Origin of the sequence: Echinicola arenosa (genome assembly GCF_014841125.1) — a bacterium.
Taxonomy (GTDB): domain Bacteria; phylum Bacteroidota; class Bacteroidia; order Cytophagales; family Cyclobacteriaceae; genus Echinicola; species Echinicola arenosa.
The window spans coordinates 1,205,370-1,231,110 of record NZ_JACYTQ010000001.1 but is presented as its reverse complement, the minus strand read 5'-3'; the positions used below and the strand labels follow the sequence as shown (position 1 = coordinate 1,231,110).

Here is a 25,741-nt window from a genome sequence, read left to right as displayed (position 1 = left end):
ACATGGATACTACATATGCATTACGGAATTTTTGCTTAGCTTTCTTGTTGATTAGTTGGATGAATCGTTGTGATCATGGTCAGCTGTGGATTGGATCAAGAAATCAAAGAGATTTGTCTCTGGGGTAATTTGTAATTTTTTTCTCAGTCTGTAACGTCCCACCTCAACTGCTTTTAAAGAAATACTCAATAATTGAGCGATTTCCTTGGAGGATAAATTCATTTTCACAAATGCACAAAGCTTAAGCTCATTTGGAGTAAGGTCAGGGTATTTTTCTTTGAGTATGCTCAGAAAGTTAGAATGGACATGGTCAAAGTGCAGAGAAAAGCGATCCCAGTCACTATCGCTTCTTTCTACTTCATTGATTAACTTCAAAAGCCGCTTAAAGTCTGCAGATTCACTTTCTAAACTGTGGTTTTTCCCTAAGTACAAAAGTTCTTCTTTAATTTTGGTTAGGACTTTTCCACGTTGAACAAGATGCATGGTTGTGGAGGCTAATTCTTGATTTTTATGGTTGATGTCTGCTTGAAGTTTTTCGTTTCTTAGTTTTACGATTTCCTTTTCGTTTCTGTCAATTTCAAGCTGATGGTATTTTTTTAGGTGCTTTTGTTCTTTGAGGTGTTTTTTCTTTTGCCTCTTTAAAATAAGATAGATACTTCCTGTAAGGATCAGAAGATAACAGCAATAGCTCCAAACAGTATTGTACCAAGCAGGAAGAACTGTGAAACTATAGGTGCTGATAGTAGATTCATTACCAAGGTTGTTTCTGGATTTTACTTTGAAAGTATAATCGCCAGCGGGCAAATTAGTATAGTCTTTTTCACTTTTGTTGTTCCATGTGGACCACTGCTTGTCGAAACCTTCCAAAAGATAACTGTATTCTAGGTTGCTGAATTGACCAAAAAGCGTGCTTGAGTATTCGAAATGAAGTGAGTTTTGGGTACTGCTGAAAATAATTGGAGATGCTTTTTCTGTAGGTTTTCCTTTAAGTTGAGTGTGCCCTCCGAATACGACACTATCCTTTTTTCCAAACAGACTGACCTTACCTATCAAAATATCGGGTCGGGTAATGTTGTTTCGGTATTTTTCGTAGTTAATATGAAAGAACCCTTTGTTAGCGCCAATGAAAATATTGTTGGCATCTAGAGGTGTGATCGATTCATGTCCACCTACTACCTTTCCGGATAGCTCGGGTAAGTGAATGATGGAAAAAGGGTGTTTTTCATTGGGTTTGCTGAAATCTATTACACTTACGGTCTTGTTGGATACATACCAAATGTTGCCTTGTTTGTCTTCTTGTAAATGCTGGATGCTCACTCCTTCCAATGCTCTATTTACAAGATCAGAAGCTTTAAATTTGTGTGTGTCTTGATCGAATTCATAAATGCCATCTTCTGTTGCGACCACAATTCTGTTTTTGATCCTAAACAGGTAATTATAGAGGTCTGATGGAAGACCATCTTTTGCACTGAAAATCGTAGTTTTTTCTATTCTTGATTGATTATCGGATAAGTCTATTTTAAATACTCCACGATAGGGATGTGAACCCCAAATGACTTGATGCTGATAGTCCATTATCATAAATCTCAAGGACTCAGACAGGCCTTCCATGTGTTTTTGATGGAGAAATGCTCCGTCTTTAAAATCAATTTCGGATAATCCTGTGTAAGTGCCTATATATACCTTGTTGCTGGGCATGATGTTTGACGAAGGTTGGAAAATCCAAGTGCCGGGTGTAGGGTATATTTGATAGGATGTTCCGTTTTCAATGAAGAAAGCCCCTTCTTCATGGGCCATTAGCAAATGATTATTCACTTCCTGCAGGTTCCAAACTTGTCCTGTGCTAAAACGCACTGGAGAAAATTTGCCTTTACTGAAACTTAAATCTTCTTCTTTTTCATTGAATTTGAACTGGTACAACCCATCTGAAGTGCCTATGTACAGTTTGTCATGGAAAAATGATGACGCGTATCCTGTCACCCTTTTGTTTTGGTCTGGATGTATTTGCTTAATAGCTCCATTAATGTCGATATAGTCAATTCCATCATCCAAACCTACCCAGAGTCCTTTGTTTTGATCAATAAATATGCTTCTGATATTGTTGGTTTGCATACCTTCATTATAAGCGTATTGCTGAAGGAGTTTACCTTGCTTGTTCATGATCAATAACCCAGCTGATTTGGTGCCTAACCCGATCCATTGATCATTGATGCTCACCATGCAATTGATGCGGTGGTTAGTGAGTAAATTATCAAAATCTGTTTGGTATCTTGTGAATTCATTATTGTGTAGAAGGTAAAGTCCGTGGTCGGTAGAGGAGAAAAGCGTAGAGTCTACACCCAACTCAGTTACTCCATTTAAGTCTGGAAGGGTGAAATTAGTATCTTCAACTACAGGCTTCCAGACTTCTCCATCAAATATCAATAGCCCATGCCCCTCTTCTTGGGCATATATTCTTTCTCCTGATTTTTCCAGGAATTTCCATTCTGTGTCAGATTTGAAAACCCTGATTCTATTGCCTTTATAATGAAGGATTTTGGTGAATTCCATAAAAAATACCTCGTCATTATGGATCACTATATTCCAGATATCAGCAAAGTTTCTGTCTTCTTCAGGGATTAAGTGTTTTAGAGAGTTAAATTTTAACTCTCCATTAGACTGAGGAGCGAAATAGCCTATATCATCTTGTCCACCAACAAAAATCTTGTTTTCTGAATCTAGTTTTACAGACCGGATGATGGTTTGATTGGGTAATTGGTGTAGGTTCCAGTACCTACCATTAAATGTAAGTAAGCCTTCATTGTTTCCGAAATATAGTATCCCTCTTTCATCCTGAGTAGTTGACCAATTTTGTAACCCTGCTTTATATTCAAGGTTGTTGTAGTTAATGATCTTTGGGGAAGCCAATTGTTGTTGGCCCATTGAGTACAAATTGACGCAGAGAACAGAGAGTGATAAAAGGAATATTTTAAGCATAGGCATTTAGGTAATTTTCTTTCAGGAAAATTCTGCATAATTATAATAAAATAAACTTACACCAAATGGATTTTTCAAAAAGCTAATTTTGTTTGAGTTGAAATAAGTGAATGTTTTCTTTCTTTATTAATAAAGCATTTAGAAGAGATAATCTTACAACTAAAAATTATTTGAAAAAGGTAGTTTTATAATTTTGATTACATTTGTGTTTTGCTTTTTGGAAGCAAATTAGTGCTTATAATTGTTTTGCCGTTAGTATCAAGAGTGAATTATTATTTCACGGAACATACAGGTTTATGGACAATTTTTTTTTATAATTATAATTATCTGATTTTCAATGGTTAATGCTTGAATGGTATTATGGGGAACCATTTTTTAGAAACTCTAAGTGGAAAAAGTAGTTTTTTTGATATTTTATTTTGCAAAGTGCTTTTTTTGCATGGTTACAAAAAAGAAATATTCTGATATTTAAAAATAGAAATTATTGGTATAGTTATTGAAAAGCGTTTAAGTGGGTTTTATGGCTGATAATTTATATTCGAAAGTAAATGTTAAAGTTGCTTTTTTTTCTTGGTTTTAAACAATTTGGAAGGAAATACTTGTTAAAAAATTCCAATTGAAACCGTTTAAAAAAAATATCTTTTCTACATTTGCCAACGTTTTTACCTTCAAAAGTTGGGTTGAATCCATTTAGTTTAAAATGTTAGAGATATTGAATAAAGGTTTTAAGAAGGCAGTTCTGGGTATTGTTTTTTTGAGCTGTACGACAACGACAGTTCTTGCCCAAGTAAGAGAAGTGAGAATCACAGAAGAGGAGCTTGAAGAGCATGTTGCTTTTTTAACATCGCCAAAAAATAATGGGAGGTATCCAGGCTCAAGAGGAAACAAGCGTGTCGTCAAATACATAGAAAACAGTTTTGAGGAAGTCGGGGTAAAACCTTTTGATGGGGAATATCTTCAGGAGTTTAAGGCTGAACTTAGGGTAGCAAATGGTGAAAGCCCAAGAAATCCAGTTAAAACTTGGAATGTGGTTGGCTACATAGAAGGAAACGACCCTTATCTAAAAGATGAATACGTGGTGTTGGGTGCGCATTATGATCACTTAGGATTAGGTGGACCTTCTTCTAAAAAACCTGGTGTTAAAGAAATTCATCCTGGAGCAGATGACAATGCTAGTGGTACTTCAGCATTATTGGAGATTGCTGAAAAGCTTGTGGGCAATCGGTTTATGCTTCGTAGGAGCGTGATTCTGGTAGCTTTTGGTGCAGAGGAACAAGGTCTGCTAGGATCAAAGTATTTTGTAGATAACCTGCCAGTAAAAAAGGAAAACATCAAGCTCATGATCAATATGGATATGGTGGGTCGTCTGAATCAAGAGGGGCAAGTTTATATGGGAGGGGCAGGGACCTTTCCTGATGGTGTAGAGTTGATGAGAAAATTAGGAAGTGAGTTAGGTTTAAATCCAGTTGTCCACGCTGGAGAAGTGGGAGGTTCTGATCATGTGTCTTTTTATAGAGCAGGAATTTCGGTGATCGGAATGCATACTGGAGGTCATCCTCAATATCACAGGCCAGAAGATACCATCGAGTTTATTAATTTCCCTGGAGAAAGGAAGGTAGCTGAATATGTTTACAGGACCATCATAAAAATCGCAGGAGAAGATTACGAAATGGAATTTATCAATCAAGACTAAAGATTGAATGAGATATAAAAAAGTCCCCTTCATTTCGATGAAGGGGACTTTTTTCATTTAGCATAATCAGAAACCAATTGAATTACCTCCGTCAACCGGGAGAATTGTTCCTGTAACGTAGCTCGAGTTTTGTGATGCAAAATAATAGACCGCATCTGCTATGTGTTCTGGAGACCCTAGCTTGCCCATTGGGGTACGGGAAAGTACCTTGTTTTTACGTTCTGGGTCATTGTTGAGTGCTTTGGCGGACATGTCTGTAGCGATAAAGCCAGGTGCAATACAATTGACCCTAATGCCCAAAGGAGATAATTCTACTGCCATGGCCTTGGTCATTCCTTCGATGGCAGATTTGGATGCGGTGTAAGCAATTACCTTGGGGATGCCATACTGGGAAGCCATGGAGCTAATGTTGATAATAGAGCCAGACTTTTGTTCTGTCATCAATTTGGCAACTTCCCGGCTAAGTGAAAAAACAGCCACTACATTGGTAGTGATTATCTCTTGAAATTCTTCATCAGTTACTTCAATAAGAGGTTTTTTCATGTTGATCCCGGCATTGTTTACAAGAATGTCAATACTCCCGTGTTCTTTTACAATTGTCTGTACTAATGCTGGTATTTGCTCCAGCTTGTTGAGGTCAAACTGGTAATGGAAACAGTTTTGACCAATCTGCTCTTGGGCTTCCAAAAGTTTGGTCTTGTTTCTGCCAATAATAATGGTAGTGATTCCATTTTTAGAAAGCTTGCAGGCAGTGGCCAAGCCTAGTCCTGAAGCTCCTCCCGTGACCACGGCTATTTGTTTGTTTGTATTTGATATATTGTTCATTGCTTAGTGCTTATATGCCGGGTGCAAAATGCGGCTTGTAATTTTTGAAATCCTCCAGCGTCTTATTCGGTTTTTCGACAGCATCAGGTAAGGGAAGTTTTGAAAATTGTTGGAAATATAGCAAACAGGCATCTCTCCACCATTTTGCTTCTTTCTCTTGAATTTTCATAAAGGATAATATATGTTGGTATCGTTCATTGTCAATTGACTTTTCTAGTGTACTCCATTTTTTAATAGCTGTAGTCGTTTGGTCAACTCCTGCCTGATAATGAAGAGCAAGTTCTTCCCATAGTGTTTTTCCCGACTCCATACGGTATGCCCATGGGAGGTGGTGAAACCACAGTAAGTATTTTTCAGGACAAGTCTTGGGATTGCTAAATTGTTTCTCGATATAAGGGGAGTATTGGCTAAGGGCATCACTTCCTGAGGAGGTCCGGTCAAACCCAATTCCGTCGGATCCTGCTTGATGATAATAAGTAGAGGTCCAGTCATCTCGGTGCTTGTCAGTGATCCATGGGGCTGGGCCATAATGATGGTTCCATCCCATGATATGGTGCAGTCCAAGTGGTGTCATGTAGTTGACTGCAGCTTCGCGGGATTTGGACATTATATCTAATGTAGTGCTTATGAATTTAGGGTCATTGCTAAAAGTCATTGCAATCCAATCTTCAGCGATTTTTTCTGAACTGGCATAGGGATTCCATGCTAGCTTGCCAAAAGCATACCAGTTGGCTTGACCAAAATGATTACCGGTCCAGTTTCTATCTGACCCAATATTGGAAACTCCAGCCATGCCACTTAATTGATGGTTTTCTAAACTGCCATCTATGATTTTCACAACAGTAGACCCTGGCCCTTTACAATAAGTGTCCGTGTTTAATACTTCTTCATATAGTTTGGATAGGTAGACCAAGTGAGTGCCTTGTCCAAGGTATTCTTGGGTGATTTGAAACTCCATCATCAATGGGGTTTTGGGCATCGCTCCAAAAAGAGGGTGAAAAGGTTCTCTTGGTTGAAAATCTATGGCTCCATTTTTTACTTGCACCAATACATTGCTTTCAAATTCCCCGTCCAAAGGCTTGAATTCATTATACGCTTGTTTGGCCCTGTCGTCGGGTGTGTTTTCACTATAAACAAATGCTCTCCACATTACAATACCGCCGTGTGGCTTCAGGGCTTTGGCCAATAAATTGGCTCCTTCGGCTTGTGTTCGTCCGTAGTTATGGGGACCGGGTTGTCCTTCAGAGTCTGCCTTAACCAAAAAGCCTCCAAAATTTGGAATGTAAGAATAGATTTCTGTTGCCTTGTCATTCCACCATTTTTGGACTTCTTCATCCAATGGGTCTGATGTTTTAAGTTGGCCGATTTCCATAGGGGCACTGAATCTAGCGGTGAGGTAAACTTTGATGCCGTATGGTTCAAATACTTTTGCTAAAGCAGCAGCTTTTTCGATGTAGGCCGCTGTGAGTACCAATGCATTGGCGTTTACATTCGTCAGGACAGTGCCGTTGATTCCGATGGAAGCATTGGCTCGTGCATAATCAATGTACTGTTGGTTGATATGGTCTGGAAGGAGGTGCCAGTTCCAGATGGAGGATCCAGCATAGCCTCTTTCCACAGTTCTGTCCAGGTTGTCCCAGTGGTTCAGGATCCTGATTTTTGTTTTAGGGACAGAAACAATGTTTAAATCAACGATGCTCTGGTGAGTTTGTAGTAATTTGAGAAATTCAAATGTTCCATAAAGCAAAGCTGCATCAGCGTTGCCGGTGATTAATGTAATTGGCTGATTTTTGTATTGAATACTCTTTATGATAAAGCCTTCTTGTCCTAAGCCGTCTAATTGATTTTGGCCAATAAACTCATCGAGCCAAGGGAGGGATTCTGGCGTGGCAATGACAATATTATTTTTTTTAATACCATCTTCAGTGAATACAGGGAAGGTAGAGAGCATGTCTTTGAGCGCGATGGAAAGTTCATTTTTGATGACATCGGTCGTTGCAGAATGGTTTGGGATGGTGATTTGATGGATGCTGTTCAGGTAAGATTCAGCCAGTTCTTTATTTTCAATTTTTTCATATTGTAGCCATAGCTTGTATCCGTCTTTGGCAAGAACATTAGTACTGTACAGACATAGCAAGGCTAGGACGAAAAGAATGATTGAAGGTCTTTTCATAAGATTTAAAATGTTTATTTTGGGTTATTGAACGTGTTTCTTTAAGTTGTCTTTTGCCTCAATGAAGAGGATCTGACAATCAGTTCGGATCTTAATGTAATAGTATTTGTATTTTGTAATACTCCTTTGGAGTTGTCTCCCAGGTGATTGATGAGGTTTTTCATTGCTACCTCTCCCATTTCATAGCCTGGGTAATGAGTAGTGGTTAGGTTAGGTTCGATAAGCCTTGAGATTATGTCGTTATTAAAACCTACTACGGCAATGTCTTCGGGTATTCTAATTCCTGCTTGCTTCAGTGTTTGGATACAACTTGCGGCACAAGCATCGTTTGAAACAAAAAGTCCATCTGGAAGAGTTTTTTTGTTTATTATTTTGTTAGCAATATCCTCTCCTGCTTCCTCGTTAAGGTCTGAATAGATCACGTTTTTTGAATTAAAGGGAATTTCATGGTCCATTAATGCATACTTATATCCCTTGAGTCTATCAGCATATACATTGATCTTAGTGTTTCCCAAAACGTGTATGATGTTTTTGCATCCTTGTTCGATCAAGTGTTTGGTGGCATTGTATGCGGCTTGAGTGTTGTCGATTACAACCCCAGTACACCCTGAATTGCTGGCTACCCTGTCGAAAAACAATACTGGTGTGCCTTTATCTAGGAAAGCATTGAAATGCTCTACGTTTTCTGTGTTACTAGCCAAAGAAACCAATAAGCCGTCTACTCGGCTATTGAACATGGTTCTGGCGTTTGCTTTTTCTTTTTCTGAAGATTCAAGAGATTGGCTTATGATAAGGTTAAATCCTGCATCATTGGCCACCTTTTCCATTCCTGCCAAAACTGAAGACTGGAAGGAGCTGTTTAGCCTTGGAACGATTATACCAATGTTGTTGGTTTTTTTACTCCTTAAGTTGGAGGCAAAAACATTTGACCGGTAGCCCATTTGTTTGGCTGCATCAAAGATTTTTTGCTTTGTTTTTACATTTACCGCAGGGTGGTCATTAAGGGCTCTACTTACCGTAGTGGGAGAAACGCCTAAATCTTTGGCAATATCGTAAATAGTGATTTCCTTATTCATTTTCCAGGGTCCTTTCTAATTATGCGTAAGTCGCAAAATACTATAATCACTTGCGGTTTTCTATAAATTGTAGCGACATTTTCGTTTAATATAGGTTTTATGTTGCTCTTTTATCAATGGGTTTAATGTCTCAGGTGCTTATAGTTTTTTATTATTTGGTTGAATATAATTTATATTATTGATTTATGAAATCGATTTCATATTAAAAAATAATTATACGACTAGTTTAGAGCCTTTATTTTTACTTGTATGGTTTAATATACCTTTTAATTTTGCTCAAAACTTAATTTATGCAATAGTTTGAAGCTTTATTGCGGAAATGATGATGTTTCGTTTCTTAAAAAATATTATTTAATTAAAATTTTCAAAATATTGATTAGTTTAATCGATTTAGCTGGTTTTATAATCTGTAACAAGATAATATTTTATTTTTTATAGGAAAATAGGTATGAAAAAATTTCTGCAATCGGTTGTAATTTATGTTTTTTTTTGTGAGGTTTAGAATATCAATCCTTTCAGGAAAGATCCTCCGGTTAGAGGGGGAGGTATTTAGTTTTTATGTGCAATTAGTTAAACCCAAAACAAAAAAAAGTATGGATTCAACCTTTACCAAGTGTGTTCGGTCAGAGAATGATAGGACCGCTGGCAATGAGTTATTAAAATGGATGATTTTATTAGTGTTTATGCTAGTTGGTCATCTTTCAATGGCTCAAAATGTATCAGTATCCGGCGTGGTACTGGATGAGAATGGAGTAGGGTTACCAGGAGCAGCAATACAAGAGAAAGGGACAGCCAATGGGGTCGTTACCGGTTTGGACGGGGAATATAATATTTCCGTACAGAGGGGAGCCACATTGGTATTTTCTTTTTTAGGGTATGCTCCTCAGGAAATAGAAGTCGGAAATCAGACTTCCATTGATGTGAACATGGTGCCTGATATGGGCGCATTGGATGAAGTGGTAGTTGTGGGTTATGGTACATTGCGCCAAGAAGCTGTAACAGGTTCAGTGGCATCGATTGGTGGTGATGAAATGCGGGAGGTAGCATCTGCCAACGTGACCCAGGCTTTGCAGGGCCGGTTGCCCGGTGTGAATATTTCTCAGACATCTTCCAAGCCGGGAGCGAGTATGCAAATACGTATTCGAGGTAACCGTTCGCTAACAGCCAGTAATGACCCGCTTATTGTACTCAATGGGATTCCTTTTGCTGGATCCATAGGAGATATCAATCCAGAGGATATTGAAAGTATAGATGTATTGAAAGATGCTTCTGCTACTGCTATTTATGGCTCCCGTGGTGCCAATGGTGTGATTTTGATAGGAACCAAAAAGGGGGCAAAAGGCCAAGAGGCGAAAGTAAGCTACAGTGGTTTTTATGGTCCGAAAACTGTGTTTTCAAAATATCCCATGATGAATGGGCCTGAATTTGTCGCGATGCGGGAAGCGGCCGGCATCTACACTAATGGTGCGGATGAGTCCAATGATGTTGATACTGACTGGCAAGACTTGCTTTATAGAACTGGCGTAATGTCTAGCCATGATGTGAGTGTGACCGGTGGAGGTGAAAAAAGCTCCTATAGTTTTGGCTTAGGATATTATCATGACGAAGGAGTGGTGCCCACCCAAGAATATGACCGGTTTTCGTTAAGGGCGTCAGTGGACCAGGAAATTGGTCAATACCTAAGGTTAGGGTTCAACACCAACACTAACTATAATGTTACACAGGGATCCCAGGTGGGACTTTATAATACTTTGAGCATGTCTCCCATTGCTTCTCCCTACGAGGATGATGGTACTTTGAGAAGGACGGTTAATATGCCATTGGATGAGAGTTGGGTATCTACGCGTGAAGTATTAAACAATATTGATGGTCAGTGGCTGGATGAAACCAGAGCATATGCAACTTATAATGCCATTTATGCAGAGCTAAAGATACCTGGGGTTGAAGGGTTAAGATACCGGGTAAACCTTGGGCTAGACTATCGCCAAAGTAATCGAGGTGAATATACGGGGAGGGGAATCAATAGTTCCAATCCCGAGACACCCTCTACTGGTGCAGTAGGGAATACCCATACTTACCACTGGATTGTGGAGAATTTGTTGACTTATGACAAAATTTTTGCAGAAAAACACAGTGTCAATGTAACCGCATTATATTCCTCTGAGCAGAATAAATACCACCGTTCTAGGATGTGGGCCAGAGATATTCCAGCTGATCAGTTTCAATTTTATAATTTGGGATATGCCGATGGTGAAATCCAGATCAATCCCGCTGATCAACAATATGAGCTATGGGGGTTAAGATCCTATATGGGACGGGTGATGTATTCTTATGATGATCGGTATATGATCTCTGCCACCTTGAGGTCTGATGGATCTTCACGTTTGGCTTCAGGCCATAAATGGCATACTTATCCAGCGGTATCTGCGGGTTGGAATATTGGAAATGAGTCTTTTATGAATAATGTACCTTTAGTAAATATGCTAAAGTTACGTGTAGGTTACGGGCAAACATCCAATCAGGCAATTGCGCCCTATGCTACACTGGGTGGATTAGGCACTCGTCCATATAATTTCGGCAATGATACTTATGCCACGGGATACTTTGTAAATTCTCTTCCCAACCCTAATTTAGGGTGGGAATATTCCGAAACGTTGAATTTTGGGGTGGACTTTCGTTTGCTCAATCACCGTTTATCCGGTACTGTGGAATATTATATCACCAATACCAAGGATATTCTTTTAGGGGTAAACCTACCTGGTACTTCGGGTGTGAGCAGTTATACTGCCAATATTGGAGAAACCCAGAACAAGGGAGTTGAGATTTCGCTGAACGGAGTGATCATAGAAAACAATGATTGGACTTGGGAAGCGGGTTTTAACTTGTATGCCAACCGTAATAAGCTGGTTTCATTGGCATCTGGCCAAGAAAGGGATGAAGGAAACTGGTGGTTTGTTGGACATCCTATTAATGTGATTTATGATTATACATATCAAGGGTTATGGCAGGAAAGCGATCCTTATTTGGATGTTCTTGAGCCAGGAGGAAATCCCGGGATGATTAAGGTAGCCTACACCGGAGAATACGCGGATGATGGTACGCCGGTAAGGGCGATAGGGCCGGATGATCGTCAAATTCTGGATTTACAGCCTGATTTCATGGGAGGTTTCAATACCCGTGTGGCCTATAGGAATTTTGATTTAAGTTTGGTGGGAGCTTTTAGGAGTGGAGGAATTTTAATAAGTACCCTTCATTCGTCTACAGGATACCTCAATATGCTCAGTGGCCGAAGAAATAATGTAAAAGTAGATTACTGGACCCCTGAAAATACGGACGCAAGATACCCTGCTCCTGGAGGATTGGCCAGCGGTGACAATCCTAAGTATGGCAATACCTTGGGCTATTTCGATGCTTCATACTTGAAAATCAGAACCATGACACTTGGTTATAATTTTGATCAAGGAAGCAATTGGATGAGTAAAGCAGGAATCAGTAGATTGAGAATCTATGGTGCTGTCCAGAATCCATTTGTACTGTTTTCTCCTTTCAATAAGGAGACAGGAATGGATCCAGAGACCAACTCATATGGTGATGAAAATGCAGCGACAACAGGTACTTACCCCAATCGCTTGCTGACCATAGGTACCAACTCTCCATCCACTCGCAATTTTATAGTAGGTGTAAACTTGACATTCTGAATTAACTATGAAAAAGATACAAAAACATATATATGCATGGATGAGGTTTGCGGTTATTACATTGCTCCTTACTTCATGTGCTGACATATTGGAAGAACAACCTCGAAGTAGTTTCGAGCCAGGGTTTTTCGAGACTGAAGAGGGAGTCCTGGGAGGATTAACCTCCATGTATGCCCACCTTCGCTATATTTACGGCCAAGCTTATTATTATAATACTTGCCAGACAGGTACAGATGAAGTGACCTATGCACAAAGTGCCGATCAAAACTTCTTGGTAATGGATCTAAGTGGTCAAGGAGTAATAGATGCCACTAGTAGCCGTGCTGATGTTCTTTGGGGAACATCCTTTTCTAATATCAATACAGCCAGTGGTATTATTAAGTTTGGATTGGAGGCTGGTGTTTCTACAGGCCTCATCGCTGAAGCCAGGTTTTTCAGGGCATTCGATTACTTTCTTTTAGTACAGACCTTTGGAGGTGTGCCTTTAGATTTGGGAGCAGGAGAATTGGAGTTCAACACCAACCCTGCAAGGACTTCTGTTCGAAACACCGTGCCAGAGGTCTATACCAAGGCTATTTTTCCAGACCTGATTATGGCAGTGAATGACCTTCCAGAGGTGGGACGTCTTACCGGAACTGCTACTAAAACCTTGGCGCGTCTTTATTTGGCAAAAGCCTACCTTACCTATGCATGGTGGCTAGAAAATCCTAATAACATTCCTACTTATCCTGAAGCACAGCGTGTGGATCCGGATGGGCATGATGCACAATGGTATTTTCAGCAAGCATATGATATCGCACTGGAAGGGATAGAAAATCCAGGACCTTTTGCATTGCAAGAGACATTCTATGATGTAAACGTAGCCGAGAATGACCGTAATAATGAAATGCTTTTGTATGCTGATCATACAGAGACCAGTGAGTTTTACAATGGTGGAAGCCTGACTTACGGAAGTGGTGGTGCTCCGGATAACTTTGCGGGCTGGATGATGACTTGGAATTATACCGTAATAAGAAGTAGTTCTTCCAGTTCGCAGTGGACAAATGATGTCGAGTCTGTGAGACGTGCAGCCATTCAGTCCACGGGGCGTCCATGGACAAGGATGTGTCCGACTATTGGGGCTGTTACCAATACCTTTGCGGATAAGTCGAACGATTCCCGCTTTGATGGTACTTTCACCACAGTCTATCGTGCCAATATCGATAAATCACCATCAATTGGTGGACCTGTATATAATGCCAATTTAATGGAAATCGCACCGGGTGATCCTGTCCTAACGTTCCTTAATGAGGAACCTGGACAACCTGTGTCTTATCCTACACCGTCCAGCTTAGGCGCAAATATTGGTGCGGGAATATTGCCGGGTAGGGCTGACTTTGTGATTCCTCCAAATGGTATCAGTAGGATCGTATATCCTGGACTTTGGAAGTTGGGACCCTATCGAACAGATAATGGTGATGGGCTTGGACAACCTAATGCCGGCAGTACCCGTCCATTCAATATTGCCAAGTTTTCAGAGCTGTATTTTGTGGCTGCTGAAGCCGCAGTGAAAGGAGCAACTGGTCCGCAAAGTGCAAGAGATTTGATCAATGTCATTCGTGAGCGGGCCGGGAAATGGCGATGGGATAATAAAGGCAATCAAGAGAAAGTGGAAGATCATAGTGCTGAGATGATAGCAGCCACACCTGATGTGATTGATGTCAATTATATTTTGCTGGAGCGCTCCAGAGAGTATTTTGGAGAAGGATACCGCTGGTATGATTTGATCCGTACACAGAAATGGGGAGATCTGGCCGGTACCTATAGGATCGCGGGTTCTGGTTATGGCGATCATACTCCCCAAACCATCAATCGTACCATTGAACCACATCATTACTTAAGACCCATTCCACAAGGTCAAATGGATTCAATGGAGGGAGACAAGAGTAACTATCAAAATCCGGGATATTAATTGGTTCGTGTAGTTTTGGTTATAAATAAATGAGGATAAGGCCCATTAGTACATGTGGGTCAGTACGTGGCCCAAGCTGATTTTATACAGCTTGGGTTATGTGCTTAGATAGTGGATGTTTAAAAGATAGATTTAAATATATTAATAGTTAAAAGTAAAGTATGGGATTAATTCAAACTTGGCGATGGTACGGGCCCAACGACCCGGTAAGTCTTAAAGATATCAAACAGGCAGGTGCAGCAGGAGTGGTTTCTGCCTTACATCAAATTCCCCATGGCGATGAGTGGCCAAGAGCGCTGATCTTGGAACGAAAACGGCAAATTGAAGAAGCGGGTTTAAAGTGGTCTGTGGTGGAAAGTGTACCTGTTCATGAAGCCATCAAAACACGCAATGAGCATTGTGAATTTTATCTGGAAAATTACCGCAAAACATTAAGGAATCTTTCAGCTTGTGGAATAAAAACTGTCTGTTATAATTTTATGCCCGTTCTGGATTGGACCAGAACTGCATTGGCCTGGCCGCTTGAAAATGGCGCCAAAGCACTTTATTTGGACTGGGTGGATTTGGCAGTTTTTGATATAAAGGTTTTAAAGAGGTCTGGTGCATCAGCTTTTTACCAAACAGAAATCCTAGAGCAAGTAGAAGAAAGGTATGCCAATATGGCCCCTGAAAAATTGGATGAGCTTACCGAGGTTATTTTAATGGGAGTGCCGACCGAGGGGGGAGTTACTTTGGGAAATCTACAAGAAAGTATAAAGATTTATAAAGGAATAGGGAAGCAAGGGCTACAGGAAAACTTGGTCTATTTTTTATCCAGTATAGCAGGAGTATGTGAGGAAGAAGGGATTCAAATGACCATTCACCCTGATGATCCTCCATTTGCTATTTTGGGCTTGCCAAGAATTGCTTCCAGTAAGGAGGACCTAGAGTATATACTTCGAGCGGTTGATAAACCGTTTAATGGATTTTGTTTTTGTACAGGTTCGCTTGGAGCAGGAAGTCATAATGACCTGCCTAAAATTCTGGATGCTGTGGGAGGTCGCGTATATTTTGCGCATCTCAGAAACGTAAAAAAAGATAGGTTGGGTAATTTTTATGAATCAGATCATTTGGACGGGGATGTGGATATGTATGCCATTATGAGGAAGCTGGTGGAGTTGAATGCTAAGAGAGAATTGCCTATTCCATTCAGGCCTGATCATGGCCACCAAATGCTAGACGATCTTAATAAAGTGACCAATCCCGGATATTCTGCCATTGGACGTTTAAAGGGGCTTGCAGAGCTGAGGGGCTTGGAATTAGGGATTTCCAGAACTTTAATGATTCAAGAATATTAGCACTATGAATAAACTTAAAAGCCTTAAAGTTTTTTTATTTGTATTGATTTTCCTTTTGTCGAACTCCTACACGATGGCTCGGCAGGATAAGCATATTGTCACAGAAGCTGGCGGATACGGACGCTTCCCTCTTGTTAATGACATAGCAGTTCCATTAATAGTGGATGATGCTGTTGATGAAGGGGTAATGATTGCCGCCAAAAATTTTCAAAAAGATATCAAGGCCGTTACTGGAAAGGAGACGGATTTAATTAGATCAAGCTCTATTCCTGAGTCTCAAAATATGGTCATCATTGGAACCTTTGGAACAGGAGGACTGATCGATCAGTTGGTGGCTTCTGGAAAGCTCAAGGTGTCGGGGATAGCAGGCAGGTGGGAAACCTTCGTGGTTGAAACCATTGAGGAGCCTTTTGTAGGGGTAGAACAAGCTTTGGTCATTGCGGGCAGTGATAAGCGGGGGACAATTTTTGGAATTTATGAAATGTCTGAACAGATCGGCGTGAGTCCATGGTACTGGTGGGCAGATGTTCCGATTAAGAAAAAAACAAGGCTTTTTGTGGAGCATACAAGGTATAGTCTCGGTTCACCAGCAGTCAAATATAGAGGGATTTTTATCAATGATGAAGCGCCTGCTTTGGCTGGATGGGCAATAGAAAAATTTGGAGGTTTTAACCACGATTTTTATAAAAAAGTCTATGAATTGATTTTGCGGCTAAAGGGTAATTTTCTCTGGCCGGCCATGTGGGGAAGGTCACTTTATGACGATGATCCTATGAATGCTGAGTTGGCCGATCAATATGGAGTGGTGATCAGTACCTCACACCACGAACCCCTAATGCGTGCCCATGTAGAATGGAGTCGATACGGTAAAGGGGACTGGAATTATAAGACCAATGCTGAGGAACTCCAACAGTTTTGGAGGACGGGAATCAAGCGGATGGGTGAAAATGAAAGTATAGTGACTTTGGGAATGCGTGGAGATGGTGATGAACCGATGAGCGAGGAAAGTAATATCGCCCTTTTGGAGAAAATCGTTAAAGACCAAAGGAAAATTATTCAGGAGGTAACTCAAAAGCCCATCGAGACAACACCGCAAGTATGGGCGCTTTATAAAGAGGTGCAGGAATACTACGACAAAGGCATGCGTGTGCCGGATGATGTGACGTTGTTATTGTGTGATGATAATTGGGGAAATGTCCGGAAATTGCCTGAAATAGGGAAGGAACAGCATGCTGGGGGTTATGGTATGTATTATCATTTTGACTACGTCGGTGGGCCTAGGAATTACAAATGGCTAAATACAAGTCAGATTTCAAGGGTCTGGGAGCAGATGCATTTAACCTATGAGCATGGTGTGGATCGGATATGGGTTGTCAATGTAGGAGATATCAAGCCGATGGAATTGCCCATTTCATTTTTCTTGGATTATGCTTGGCGTCCAGAGGAATGGCCTGCTGAAAGGCTTCCTGAATATACCGTGCAGTGGGTCCGTGACCAGTTTGGTGTTGGTTTGGAAAATGAAATTGCTGACATTTTAGAGCTATACACCCAATTTAATAGCAGGAGAAAACCTGAAATGCTGGATCAGCATACGTATAGTTTGACACATTACCAAGAGGCTGAGCAGGTGGTCAAAGACTATAAGGGCCTGGCAAATAGAGCCCAACAAATCTATGATCAGTTGGAGCCATCTTATCAAGCGGCTTATTTTCAACTGGTGTTGTTTCCTGTATTGGCTTGTTCCAATTTGAATGAAATGTACTTGGCTACGGCAAAAAACCATTTATATGCTGAGCAAGGCCATGTACTCACCAATCAAATGGCACAGGAAGTGGAAAGCCTTTTTAAAAAGGATGCTGCGTTGACCATGGACTATCATGAACTGTTGGATGGTAAATGGAACCATATGATGGACCAAACCCATATTGGTTACACTTATTGGCAGCAACCAGAAAAAAATGCAATGCCCACTGTAAAAAACATCAGTATACCAAAAACGGGAAGTTTGGGCGTGACGGCCTCTGGAATAGCTGCCTTTTATCCCGATAGTAAAAGTTTAGCGCTTCCAACCATCAGCCCTTATCAAACTTATAATGCATTTATCAACCTTTTTAATCGAGGGCAGTCAGCAGTATCTTATGAAATTGTAAAAAAGCCAGCATGGCTTTCCCTCAGTGAGGAAAATGGAACATTCAAAGAAAAGGAACAACTTGAGGTTTCCATAGATTGGGAAAGTTTAGACTTGGGAAAACATGAAGGGGAAATAGTACTCCAATCAGCAAGTGAATCGGTGACGATAAAATTACCGGTGCATAAGTTCCAGGTGCCAGATGACTTTACGGGATTTATAGAAAGTGGAGGTTATATCTCTATGGAAGCTCCGCATTTTACCAACCAAAAGGTCGTGTCTCCAGTTAAATGGCAGGTAATTCCCGGTTTAGGAAAAACAGGTGATGGGCTAACCGCTTTCCCTGTTTCCTATAAAATTGAAAAAGTGGAGCGTCCCCGTAATTATGTAGAATATAAGGCTTATTTTACTTCAAAAGGGCCGATAAATATTTATACCTATCTTTCTCCCACACTGAATTTTAAAAATACAGAAGAAGGCTTGCGCTTAGGGATTTCAGTGGATGATGAAGCTCCCCAAATATTGTATCTGCACCATGGAGAAAATGGATATATGTGGAATAAATGGGTGGGTGAAAACATCAATATCCAGACCAGTAAACATGTGATTGATGCGCCAGGCGAACATAGTGTCAAAATTTGGCTGATTGATCCTGCCGTGGTGATCCAAAAGATAGTAATTGACACTGGAGGGCTCAATGAAAGCTATCTGGGTCCTGAAGAGAGTTTTATGCATTTTTCAAAATCAAACCCATAAGCCATGTATTTGTCGAAACAATTCTTGAAATCTTTAGTCTTATTAATTTTTGTATGGATAAAGGCTTCGCAGCTTCATGCGGAAGTGCGACTTCCCCATTTGATCAGTGAGGGGATGGTGCTGCAGTGGGGAGAAACCATTCGGATTTGGGGATGGGGAATGCCCGGAGAGCAAGTGGATGTAAAGTTCTTTGGGGAGGAAAAACAAACCAAAACCAATGAAAAAGGACTTTGGGAAGTGGTCTTTGATGGAATGGAAGCCGGTGGGCCCTATAAGATGTTGATCAAAGGAGTTGACAATAGTTTTCAATTCAATGAGGTTTGGCTGGGGGATGTTTGGCTATGTTCCGGCCAATCCAATATGGAACAGACCATGAGCCGAGTGGAACCGATGTTTCCCGAAGAAATCCAGCAAGCGAACAATCCTATGATTCGCTATTTTGATGTGCCGGATGCCTATGATTTCAGTGAGCCTCAGCAGGATGTCAAGGGAGGGAAATGGTTATCAGCCAATAAGGCAAATATATACCAGTTTTCGGCCGTGGCTTATTTCTTTGCCAAGAAAATCCAAGAGGATTATGATATCCCAATAGGTTTGATCAATGCAAGTGTAGGTGGTTCGCCTATTCAGTCTTGGATCAGAGAAGCGGAATTGAAGCGGTTTCCGGAGGATTACGATGAGGCCATGCGTTTTAAGAATCCTGATTTGATCAAAAAGATTGAAAAGGACGATCGGGAACGAATGACAAACTGGTATAAAGAACTTAACCAAAAAGATAAGGCTTACCAAAGCCAGACTGGCAATTGGAATCAGGTTGATTTTGAGCCGCTTGGCTGGACTAAAATGGAGCAACTAGATTTTTGGCCAGAGCCGATGCATGGGGTGTTTTGGTTTAGAAAAACATTTGAGCTGGATGAAAGCTTAGAGAATGAGGCCAATGCCAAGTTGTTGCTCGGTACCATCGTGGACGCTGACTCTGTGTTTATCAATGGGAATTTTGTAGGAAATACTACTTATCGGTATCCTCCCAGAAGGTATGAAGTACCGAGAGGTGTTCTAAAACCTGGCAAGAATGTCATAATGGTTAGGGTGATCAATGAGCGTGACCGGGGTGGATTTGTCCGCGATAAACCTTATGAACTTGTGTTGGGGGAAAAGGTGATTCCGTTACAAGAGGATTGGGAATATCACTTGGGAGCGGAAATGCCCGAACTTCAAGGTCAAACTTTTATTAGGTGGAATCCTCTAGGACTCTATCAAGCCATGGTAGCGCCAATACATCATTTTCCAGTGAAAGGAATCCTGTGGTATCAAGGGGAATCCAATACGGGTAGACCTGATCTATATGTTGCGCAGATGGAAGCTTTGATCCAGGGTTGGAGAGCAGCTTGGAAGAGGGATGACCTGCCTTTCCTTTTTGTTCAGCTACCCAACTTTATGGCCAGCAGTGAGCAGCCGCAAGAAAGTAATTGGGCAAAACTGAGAGAAGCGCAAAGAAAGAGCTTGTCCATTCCCCATACCGGAATGGCGGTGACCATTGATGTAGGAGAAGCCAATGATATTCATCCACTGGATAAAAAAAACGTAGGGAATAGATTGGCGCTACAGGCCAAAAAGGTAGCTTACGGGGAAGATGAGGGAGTTTTTTCCGGACCAATGATCCAATCGGTGGAGAAAAAGGGGGCATTTTTGGAACTGACTTTCGCGGAAGTAGGGGAAGGGTTATTGACCAGTGATGGAAATTCTTTAGCCGGTTTTGCGGTGGCTGGAGAAGATGGGGTGTTTGTTTGGACAAAAGCACAAATAGTAGGGAAAAAAGTAATGGTGAAGTGTGAAGCAATAGATAATCCCCAGAAAATTCGATACGCTTGGGCTAATAATCCTGTCCAGGCAAATTTAATGAACCAACAAGGATTGCCTGCATCGCCTTTTGAAATGACGTTGGAATGAGTATTTAAGGATCATCGGGTCTCATCCACTAAGCTCTTGTCATGAAATGAGGATAATTTATAATTATAGTTCTTGAAGTAATGAGGAAACTTTCCGAAAAAAACAATATCTTATCGCCCAATTTGAAATCAATAAAAACCATTAAACCTGATTAGAAAAAATGACCTTTAACACTTTAGACCTTGTTGTCTTCGTGGCGTACTGTCTTTTGATTATCACTATGGGGATCGTCGTATCCCGTGAAAAGAAAGGCCACGTTAAAGATTCCAAAGATTATTTCCTTGCCAGCAAAGCACTGCCATGGTGGGCGGTGGGAGCTTCTTTGATTGCTTCCAATATTTCTGCTGAGCAATTTATCGGGATGTCCGGCTCAGGTTTTGCCTTGGGGCTCGCGATATCCACGTATGAATGGATGGCTGCCGCTACACTTTTGGTTGTGGCGATATTTTTCCTTCCCATTTACCTGAAAGAAGGCATTTATACCATGCCCCAGTTCCTGAATAGAAGGTATGATGGACGGGTGAGGACGGTCATGGCCATCTTCTGGTTACTGATTTATGTATTTGTCAACCTTACCTCTGTTTTGTACTTAGGAGCCTTGAGTTTGGAAACGATCATGGGCGTGCCTCTTCAATATGGTATATTCGGTTTGGCGCTATTTGCGATGGTTTACTCCATTTATGGTGGACTGAAAGCAGTGGCTTGGACAGATGTGGTGCAAGTCGTGTTCTTAGTTGCTGGAGGATTGGCGACCACTTATTTGGCTCTTTCTATTGTGGGAGATGGCGATGTATGGTCAGGACTTGGCCAGCTGAGACAAGCGGCCCCTGGTCACTTTTCGATGATTATTGAGAAAGGTGAAATGATGATTCCTGACGGAACCGGTGGTGTTCGGGATGCCTATTTGGATTTGCCAGGCATTAGTGTGCTGATCGGGGGGATGTGGATCATCAACCTGAACTATTGGGGATGTAATCAGTACATTACGCAGCGGGCGCTAGCCGCAAAAAGCTTAAATGAAGCACAAAAAGGAATGATTTTCGCTGGATTCTTAAAACTTTTGATGCCTTTGATCGTCGTGATCCCTGGTATTGCAGCATATGTGATCATCCAGCAAGGCGCAGATGCTTCTTTTATAGAATCCATGACTGATACGGTTACAGGCTTGCCTAAGTCAGATAGGGCCTATCCTACCTTGTTGCAGTTATTGCCTCCAGGATTGAAGGGCTTGGCTTTTGCTGCTTTGACAGCAGCGATTGTGTCTTCTTTGGCTTCTATGGCGAATAGTACTTCTACGATCTTTACGATTGATATTTATCGTGAGTTTATCAATAAGAATGTGTCGGAATCCAAGCAGGTGACCATAGGTAGGATTACTGCAGTGGTGGCCTTTGTGGTAGCCGCGATTGTGGCGCCTCAGTTGAGACAGCTGGATCAAGCTTTCCAATATATTCAGGAGTATACTGGCTTTGTGTCTCCGGGCGTATTTGCTATTTTTATTTTTGGTTTCTTCTGGAAGAAAACCACTTCCAATGCCGCCTTGACTGCGGCTGTATTGACGATTCCACTATCGGCGGCTTTCAAATTTATTACGCCAAACTTGCCGTTTATCGATCGTATGGGCGTTGTTTTCCTAGTATTGTCCGTGTTGATGGTGATCATCAGTTTGTTGGAAGGAAAAGGAAAAGACAGTAAAAAAGCGATTGCCATCGATCAGGAGCTTTTTGCTACAAGTACCAAGTTTAAGATTGGAGCCATTTTGATCTGTGGTATTTTGGCCGCCTTGTATATCGTATTCTGGTAAGATCAAAAAAAATATATAATATTCAGGGGCAGCTCAATTGGGCTGTCCCTTTTTTGGTTTATTAGCCTTCCAGAGCAGGACTGGTAATCTATTGTTTCTATTTAAAACTACTTTGTTATGGTGTTTTTTAATAATTAAAGATTCATTAATTTGTTGATATACATGTGTTTAAGATTGGGGCAGGTGTTTTTAGATAGATACAAATGAAATATTGTGCTTCATTCCAAAAGAAAAGACAAGTAGGTAATATGAAAACTATAACAATAGAGGAATTAGCTTATTTGATGAAGGATGCTAAAGAACAAGAAGAGCCTCGACCTATCTTTTTTCTTGGGGCAGGAGCATCAAAATCTGGAAATATTCCATTAGCTAAAGAAATTGTAAAAGACATATTAGATAGATATTCTGATAACCCATTTATAAACAAACTTAAAGAAAGTGAAAGGACCTATTCAAAGCTCTTAGCTTGTCTTCAACCTCATCAGAGAAATGTATTATTGAAAAATTATATTGATAATGCGAAAGTAAATGTTACTCATATCTATTTAGCCCAATTACTTAAAAACGGATATGTCGATTATATACTTACTGTAAATTTCGATAACCTAATGCTACGTGCACTTTCATTGTTTAATGAATTCCCGGCAACATATGACATGGCGATTCTTAAAGACCTTACCACAACTACATTTAAAGAGCAGTCCGTAGTTTATTTGCATGGGCAACATCATGGGCTTTGGTTACTAAATACCGATGATGAAATGAAGAAGGTTAAAGCAACTCTGCCCAGAATATTTGATAGCATTAAAAATAAAAGGCAATGGATATTAATTGGTTATAGTGGTTCTGATCCTGTTTTTGAGCATATTAAAAAATTAGGCCGGTTTGATAATGGGTTGTATTGGGTTGGTTATAAAGAAAATGAGCCAGAGACGAAAGTTAAAGACTTTTTAAATTCCTTAAATATCAATGGACATTATATTCAAGGGTATGATTCAGATTCATTTATGTTAAAATTAAATGAATCATTAGGTCTCGGTCAGCCAAAAATTTTAGATAAACCATTTTCTTCATTAAGAGAGATGATTGAAGGAATAAATGACATTAACGAAGAGGAACATTTCAAAGGAGTAAAAGAAAGGCTAGAAATTGCTAAAAAAGATATTGAGAGATCAATCAAACAGTTTGAAATGAAAGAATCCATTCAAATTGAACAAAATGATTTAGATGTTGACAAATTAAAGAAAGAGATTATTGATTTATTAATTTCTAAATCTTATGATTTAGAGCGTGTAAAGTCGATTGAAGAAAAGACAGTTGAATTGGAGGATGACGGTATTAACAGTTTGCTGTCTGGTTTGTACAATAACTGGGGGAATAAGTTGGGTGACTTAGCAAAAACAAAATTGGGAAAAGAATCAGAGGATATGTATAATCAGGCTTTTAAGAAATATGAGAAAGCCCTAGAAATAAAACATGATTTTCATGAAGCTTTGTACAACTGGGGAAATAAGATAGGTGATTTGGCAAAAATGAAATCAGGAAAAGATGTAGAAGGTTTGTATCAACAGGCGTTTGAGAAATATGAGAAAGCCGTAGAGATACAACCTGACTTTCACGAAGCATTATTCAATTGGGGAAATAAATTAGGTAGCCTAGCTGAAATAAAATCAGGAAAAGAAGCGGAATGTTTATATCGACAGGTATTTGATAAATATGAGAAGGCCCTAGAAATAAAACCTGACAAATACGAAACCTTATACAACTGGGGAAATATGTTAGGAAAATTATTGAAAACCAAATCAGGAAAGGAAGCGGAAGTTTTATATCGACAGGTGTTTAATAAATATGAGAAGGCCCTAGAAATAAAACCCGACTTTCATGAAGCCTTTTATAACTGGGGGACTTATTTAGGAGATTTAGCCAATACGAAATCAGGAAAAGAAGCGGAAGGTTTGTATCGACGATCCTTTATAAAATTCGAGAAGGCCCTAGAAATAAAACCTGATAAATACGAAGTCTTTTATAATTGGGGGACTTATTTAGGGCAATTAGCTGAAATCAAGTTAGGAAAAGAATTTGAAGATATATATCGGCAAGCATTTGAGAAATTCGCTAAGGCCCTAAAAATAAAGCCAGATTATCAAGAAGCCCTATACAACTGGGGAACTTATTTGGGTAACTTGGCTGAGACCAAAACAGGAAAAGAGTCTGAAGATTTGTATAGAGAGGCAATTGATAAGAGCAAAAAGGCGATTGAATTAGGAGCAAGTAGCTATAACCTGTCATGTATATATGCTATAAAACAAGACAAAGAAAATGCTTTAAAATATTTAGAAAAATGTCTATCGAATAATGAGATCGAAGTTGAGTTAGTTTTGAATGATGAAGATTGGAAACTATATCTTGAGGATGCAGATTTTATTTTACTGACTGATAAATACAAACACTGAAAGTATAGTGGTATATGATAAAGATTGATACACTTTTAACCACTATTCTCTATAAATCTCCTTCCGATAAGCCGAAGGCGTCATGCTCTTAACTTCTTTAAATTGTCGGTTGAAATTGGTGATGTTTCTATAGCCACATTCGTGAAAAATCTGAGAAACAAAGCGGTTGGGATCCCGCAGGAGTTTGCAGGCATGAGCTATCCTGATCTCTTTCAAAAACTTTGTATAGGACTTTTTGGTGTTGAGCTTAAAGAAGCGCCTAAAATTGGATGTGCTCATTTTGACTATGGCGGCAACTTCCTCCAGTTTTATGTTGTCTTGAAAACGCTCAAAGGTATATTCCAGCACCTCGTCAATGATCCCCTTGGAATCAAAGGAGTCAATGGGCTCATGGGTCAGCAAAGTGTTTTGGGTTTGGGTGCTGATTTGGTGCAGGATATCCAGCAAGGTGCCGATATGCTCAAAACCTTCTGCGTCAACCAATTGTTCGATCTTGTCGACCATGGTCGGCTGTAGTGCATAGTTCACTGCAAGGCCTTGTTTCAGTTTGATCAATTTGTTGGTAGCTGTCAGTTCAGGCATTTTCAAGAAAGTGCTGCCAAAGATGCTTTGGTCAAACTGGATGACCACCACCCTGCAGAAAAGATCCTCATAGGCCTTCCTGAACCAGTGCGGAACATTTGAGCCAATGTAGAATAGGTCGCCTTTGGCAAATTCTCCGACATAATCCCCAATGATAGCCGTGCCAAACCCTTCTTTTATCAAGAGGATTTCGTTTTCGACATGCCTATGCCAGGGAGTTTCAAAGGTAGGTGTGCTCATCATGATAGACACGAAGGACTTGAAGTCTTGCCGAGGTAGCTTTTGAACAATGGGTTTCATAGGAGCAAGGGATTGAATAAACTTTTACAAGATACGTAA

At 40.3% G+C, this 25,741-nt stretch carries 13 protein-coding genes; 8 read left to right on the top strand and 5 right to left on the bottom strand.

From position 1 onward, the window contains the following. Window positions 1-51: 51 nt before the first annotated feature. Window positions 52-2,922, bottom strand: coding sequence for a ligand-binding sensor domain-containing protein (locus IFO69_RS04590; RefSeq protein WP_225443982.1), 2,871 nt, complete (start codon window positions 2,920-2,922; stop codon window positions 52-54). A 754-nt stretch (window positions 2,923-3,676) separates the two neighbouring features. Between IFO69_RS04590 and IFO69_RS04585 the strand changes: the two genes are divergently transcribed. Then, a complete protein-coding gene (locus tag IFO69_RS04585; RefSeq protein WP_192008752.1) occupies window positions 3,677-4,669 on the top strand; it encodes a M28 family metallopeptidase in 993 nt (330 codons plus the stop codon). 66 nt (window positions 4,670-4,735) lie between these two features. On the opposite strand, the gene IFO69_RS04580 is transcribed toward IFO69_RS04585, so the two are convergent. Genes IFO69_RS04580 through IFO69_RS04570 form a run of 3 tightly spaced genes read right to left on the bottom strand, consistent with a single transcriptional unit; the run spans window position 4,736 to window position 8,743 of the window. Continuing rightward, complete coding sequence (locus IFO69_RS04580; protein WP_192008750.1) at window positions 4,736-5,494, bottom strand: SDR family NAD(P)-dependent oxidoreductase; 759 nt, start codon at window positions 5,492-5,494, stop codon at window positions 4,736-4,738. Between the two features lie 10 nt (window positions 5,495-5,504). Next, window positions 5,505-7,667 (bottom strand): alpha-glucuronidase family glycosyl hydrolase, encoded by a 2,163-nt coding sequence (locus IFO69_RS04575; RefSeq protein ID WP_192008748.1) that lies wholly within the window; start codon window positions 7,665-7,667, stop codon window positions 5,505-5,507. 41 nt (window positions 7,668-7,708) lie between these two features. After that, complete coding sequence (locus tag IFO69_RS04570) at window positions 7,709-8,743, bottom strand: LacI family DNA-binding transcriptional regulator (protein WP_192008746.1); 1,035 nt, start codon at window positions 8,741-8,743, stop codon at window positions 7,709-7,711. 593 nt (window positions 8,744-9,336) lie between these two features. Between IFO69_RS04570 and IFO69_RS04565 the strand changes: the two genes are divergently transcribed. From IFO69_RS04565 to IFO69_RS04535, 7 genes are all read left to right on the top strand, one after another. Further along, complete coding sequence (locus IFO69_RS04565) at window positions 9,337-12,441, top strand: SusC/RagA family TonB-linked outer membrane protein (RefSeq protein WP_192008744.1); 3,105 nt, start codon at window positions 9,337-9,339, stop codon at window positions 12,439-12,441. Between the two features lie 7 nt (window positions 12,442-12,448). Further along, window positions 12,449-14,392, top strand: coding sequence for a RagB/SusD family nutrient uptake outer membrane protein (locus IFO69_RS04560; RefSeq protein WP_192008742.1), 1,944 nt, complete (start codon window positions 12,449-12,451; stop codon window positions 14,390-14,392). Window positions 14,393-14,553: 161 nt separating this feature from the next. Further along, window positions 14,554-15,729 carry a mannonate dehydratase gene (gene uxuA / locus IFO69_RS04555; RefSeq protein ID WP_192008740.1) on the top strand — a complete coding sequence of 392 codons (1,176 nt, stop codon included), beginning with the start codon at window positions 14,554-14,556 and terminating at the stop codon, window positions 15,727-15,729. A 4-nt stretch (window positions 15,730-15,733) separates the two neighbouring features. Continuing rightward, window positions 15,734-18,613: a glycosyl hydrolase 115 family protein gene (locus IFO69_RS04550; protein WP_192008738.1), complete on the top strand. Its 2,880-nt coding sequence runs from the start codon at window positions 15,734-15,736 to the stop codon at window positions 18,611-18,613. Between the two features lie 3 nt (window positions 18,614-18,616). After that, window positions 18,617-20,563 (top strand): sialate O-acetylesterase, encoded by a 1,947-nt coding sequence (locus IFO69_RS04545; protein ID WP_192008736.1) that lies wholly within the window; start codon window positions 18,617-18,619, stop codon window positions 20,561-20,563. Window positions 20,564-20,723: 160 nt separating this feature from the next. Continuing rightward, on the top strand, window positions 20,724-22,367 hold the full coding sequence (locus IFO69_RS04540; RefSeq protein WP_192008734.1) for a sodium/sugar symporter: 1,644 nt from the start codon (window positions 20,724-20,726) through the stop codon (window positions 22,365-22,367). Window positions 22,368-22,615: 248 nt separating this feature from the next. Then, window positions 22,616-24,820 (top strand): TPR end-of-group domain-containing protein, encoded by a 2,205-nt coding sequence (locus IFO69_RS04535; RefSeq protein WP_192008732.1) that lies wholly within the window; start codon window positions 22,616-22,618, stop codon window positions 24,818-24,820. Between the two features lie 42 nt (window positions 24,821-24,862). Here IFO69_RS04535 and IFO69_RS04530 read toward each other — a convergent pair whose 3' ends face one another. Next, window positions 24,863-25,702, bottom strand: a complete 840-nt coding sequence (locus IFO69_RS04530; RefSeq protein WP_192008730.1) for an AraC family transcriptional regulator — start codon at window positions 25,700-25,702, stop codon at window positions 24,863-24,865. Window positions 25,703-25,741 lie beyond the last annotated feature (39 nt).

Excerpts from the sequence above, each read along its gene's own strand:
- IFO69_RS04590 (WP_225443982.1), bottom strand. The coding sequence starts at position 2,922 with ATGGGCCAACAACAATTGGCTTCCCCAAAGATCATTAACTACAACAAC.
- IFO69_RS04585 (WP_192008752.1), top strand. The coding sequence starts at position 3,677 with ATGTTAGAGATATTGAATAAAGGTTTTAAGAAGGCAGTTCTGGGTATT.
- IFO69_RS04580 (WP_192008750.1), bottom strand. The coding sequence starts at position 5,494 with ATGAACAATATATCAAATACAAACAAACAAATAGCCGTGGTCACGGGA.
- IFO69_RS04575 (WP_192008748.1), bottom strand. The coding sequence starts at position 7,667 with ATGAAAAGACCTTCAATCATTCTTTTCGTCCTAGCCTTGCTATGTCTG.
- IFO69_RS04570 (WP_192008746.1), bottom strand. The coding sequence starts at position 8,743 with ATGAATAAGGAAATCACTATTTACGATATTGCCAAAGATTTAGGCGTT.
- IFO69_RS04565 (WP_192008744.1), top strand. The coding sequence starts at position 9,337 with ATGGATTCAACCTTTACCAAGTGTGTTCGGTCAGAGAATGATAGGACC.
- IFO69_RS04560 (WP_192008742.1), top strand. The coding sequence starts at position 12,449 with ATGAAAAAGATACAAAAACATATATATGCATGGATGAGGTTTGCGGTT.
- uxuA (WP_192008740.1), top strand. The coding sequence starts at position 14,554 with ATGGGATTAATTCAAACTTGGCGATGGTACGGGCCCAACGACCCGGTA.
- IFO69_RS04550 (WP_192008738.1), top strand. The coding sequence starts at position 15,734 with ATGAATAAACTTAAAAGCCTTAAAGTTTTTTTATTTGTATTGATTTTC.
- IFO69_RS04545 (WP_192008736.1), top strand. The coding sequence starts at position 18,617 with ATGTATTTGTCGAAACAATTCTTGAAATCTTTAGTCTTATTAATTTTT.
- IFO69_RS04540 (WP_192008734.1), top strand. The coding sequence starts at position 20,724 with ATGACCTTTAACACTTTAGACCTTGTTGTCTTCGTGGCGTACTGTCTT.
- IFO69_RS04535 (WP_192008732.1), top strand. The coding sequence starts at position 22,616 with ATGAAAACTATAACAATAGAGGAATTAGCTTATTTGATGAAGGATGCT.
- IFO69_RS04530 (WP_192008730.1), bottom strand. The coding sequence starts at position 25,702 with ATGAAACCCATTGTTCAAAAGCTACCTCGGCAAGACTTCAAGTCCTTC.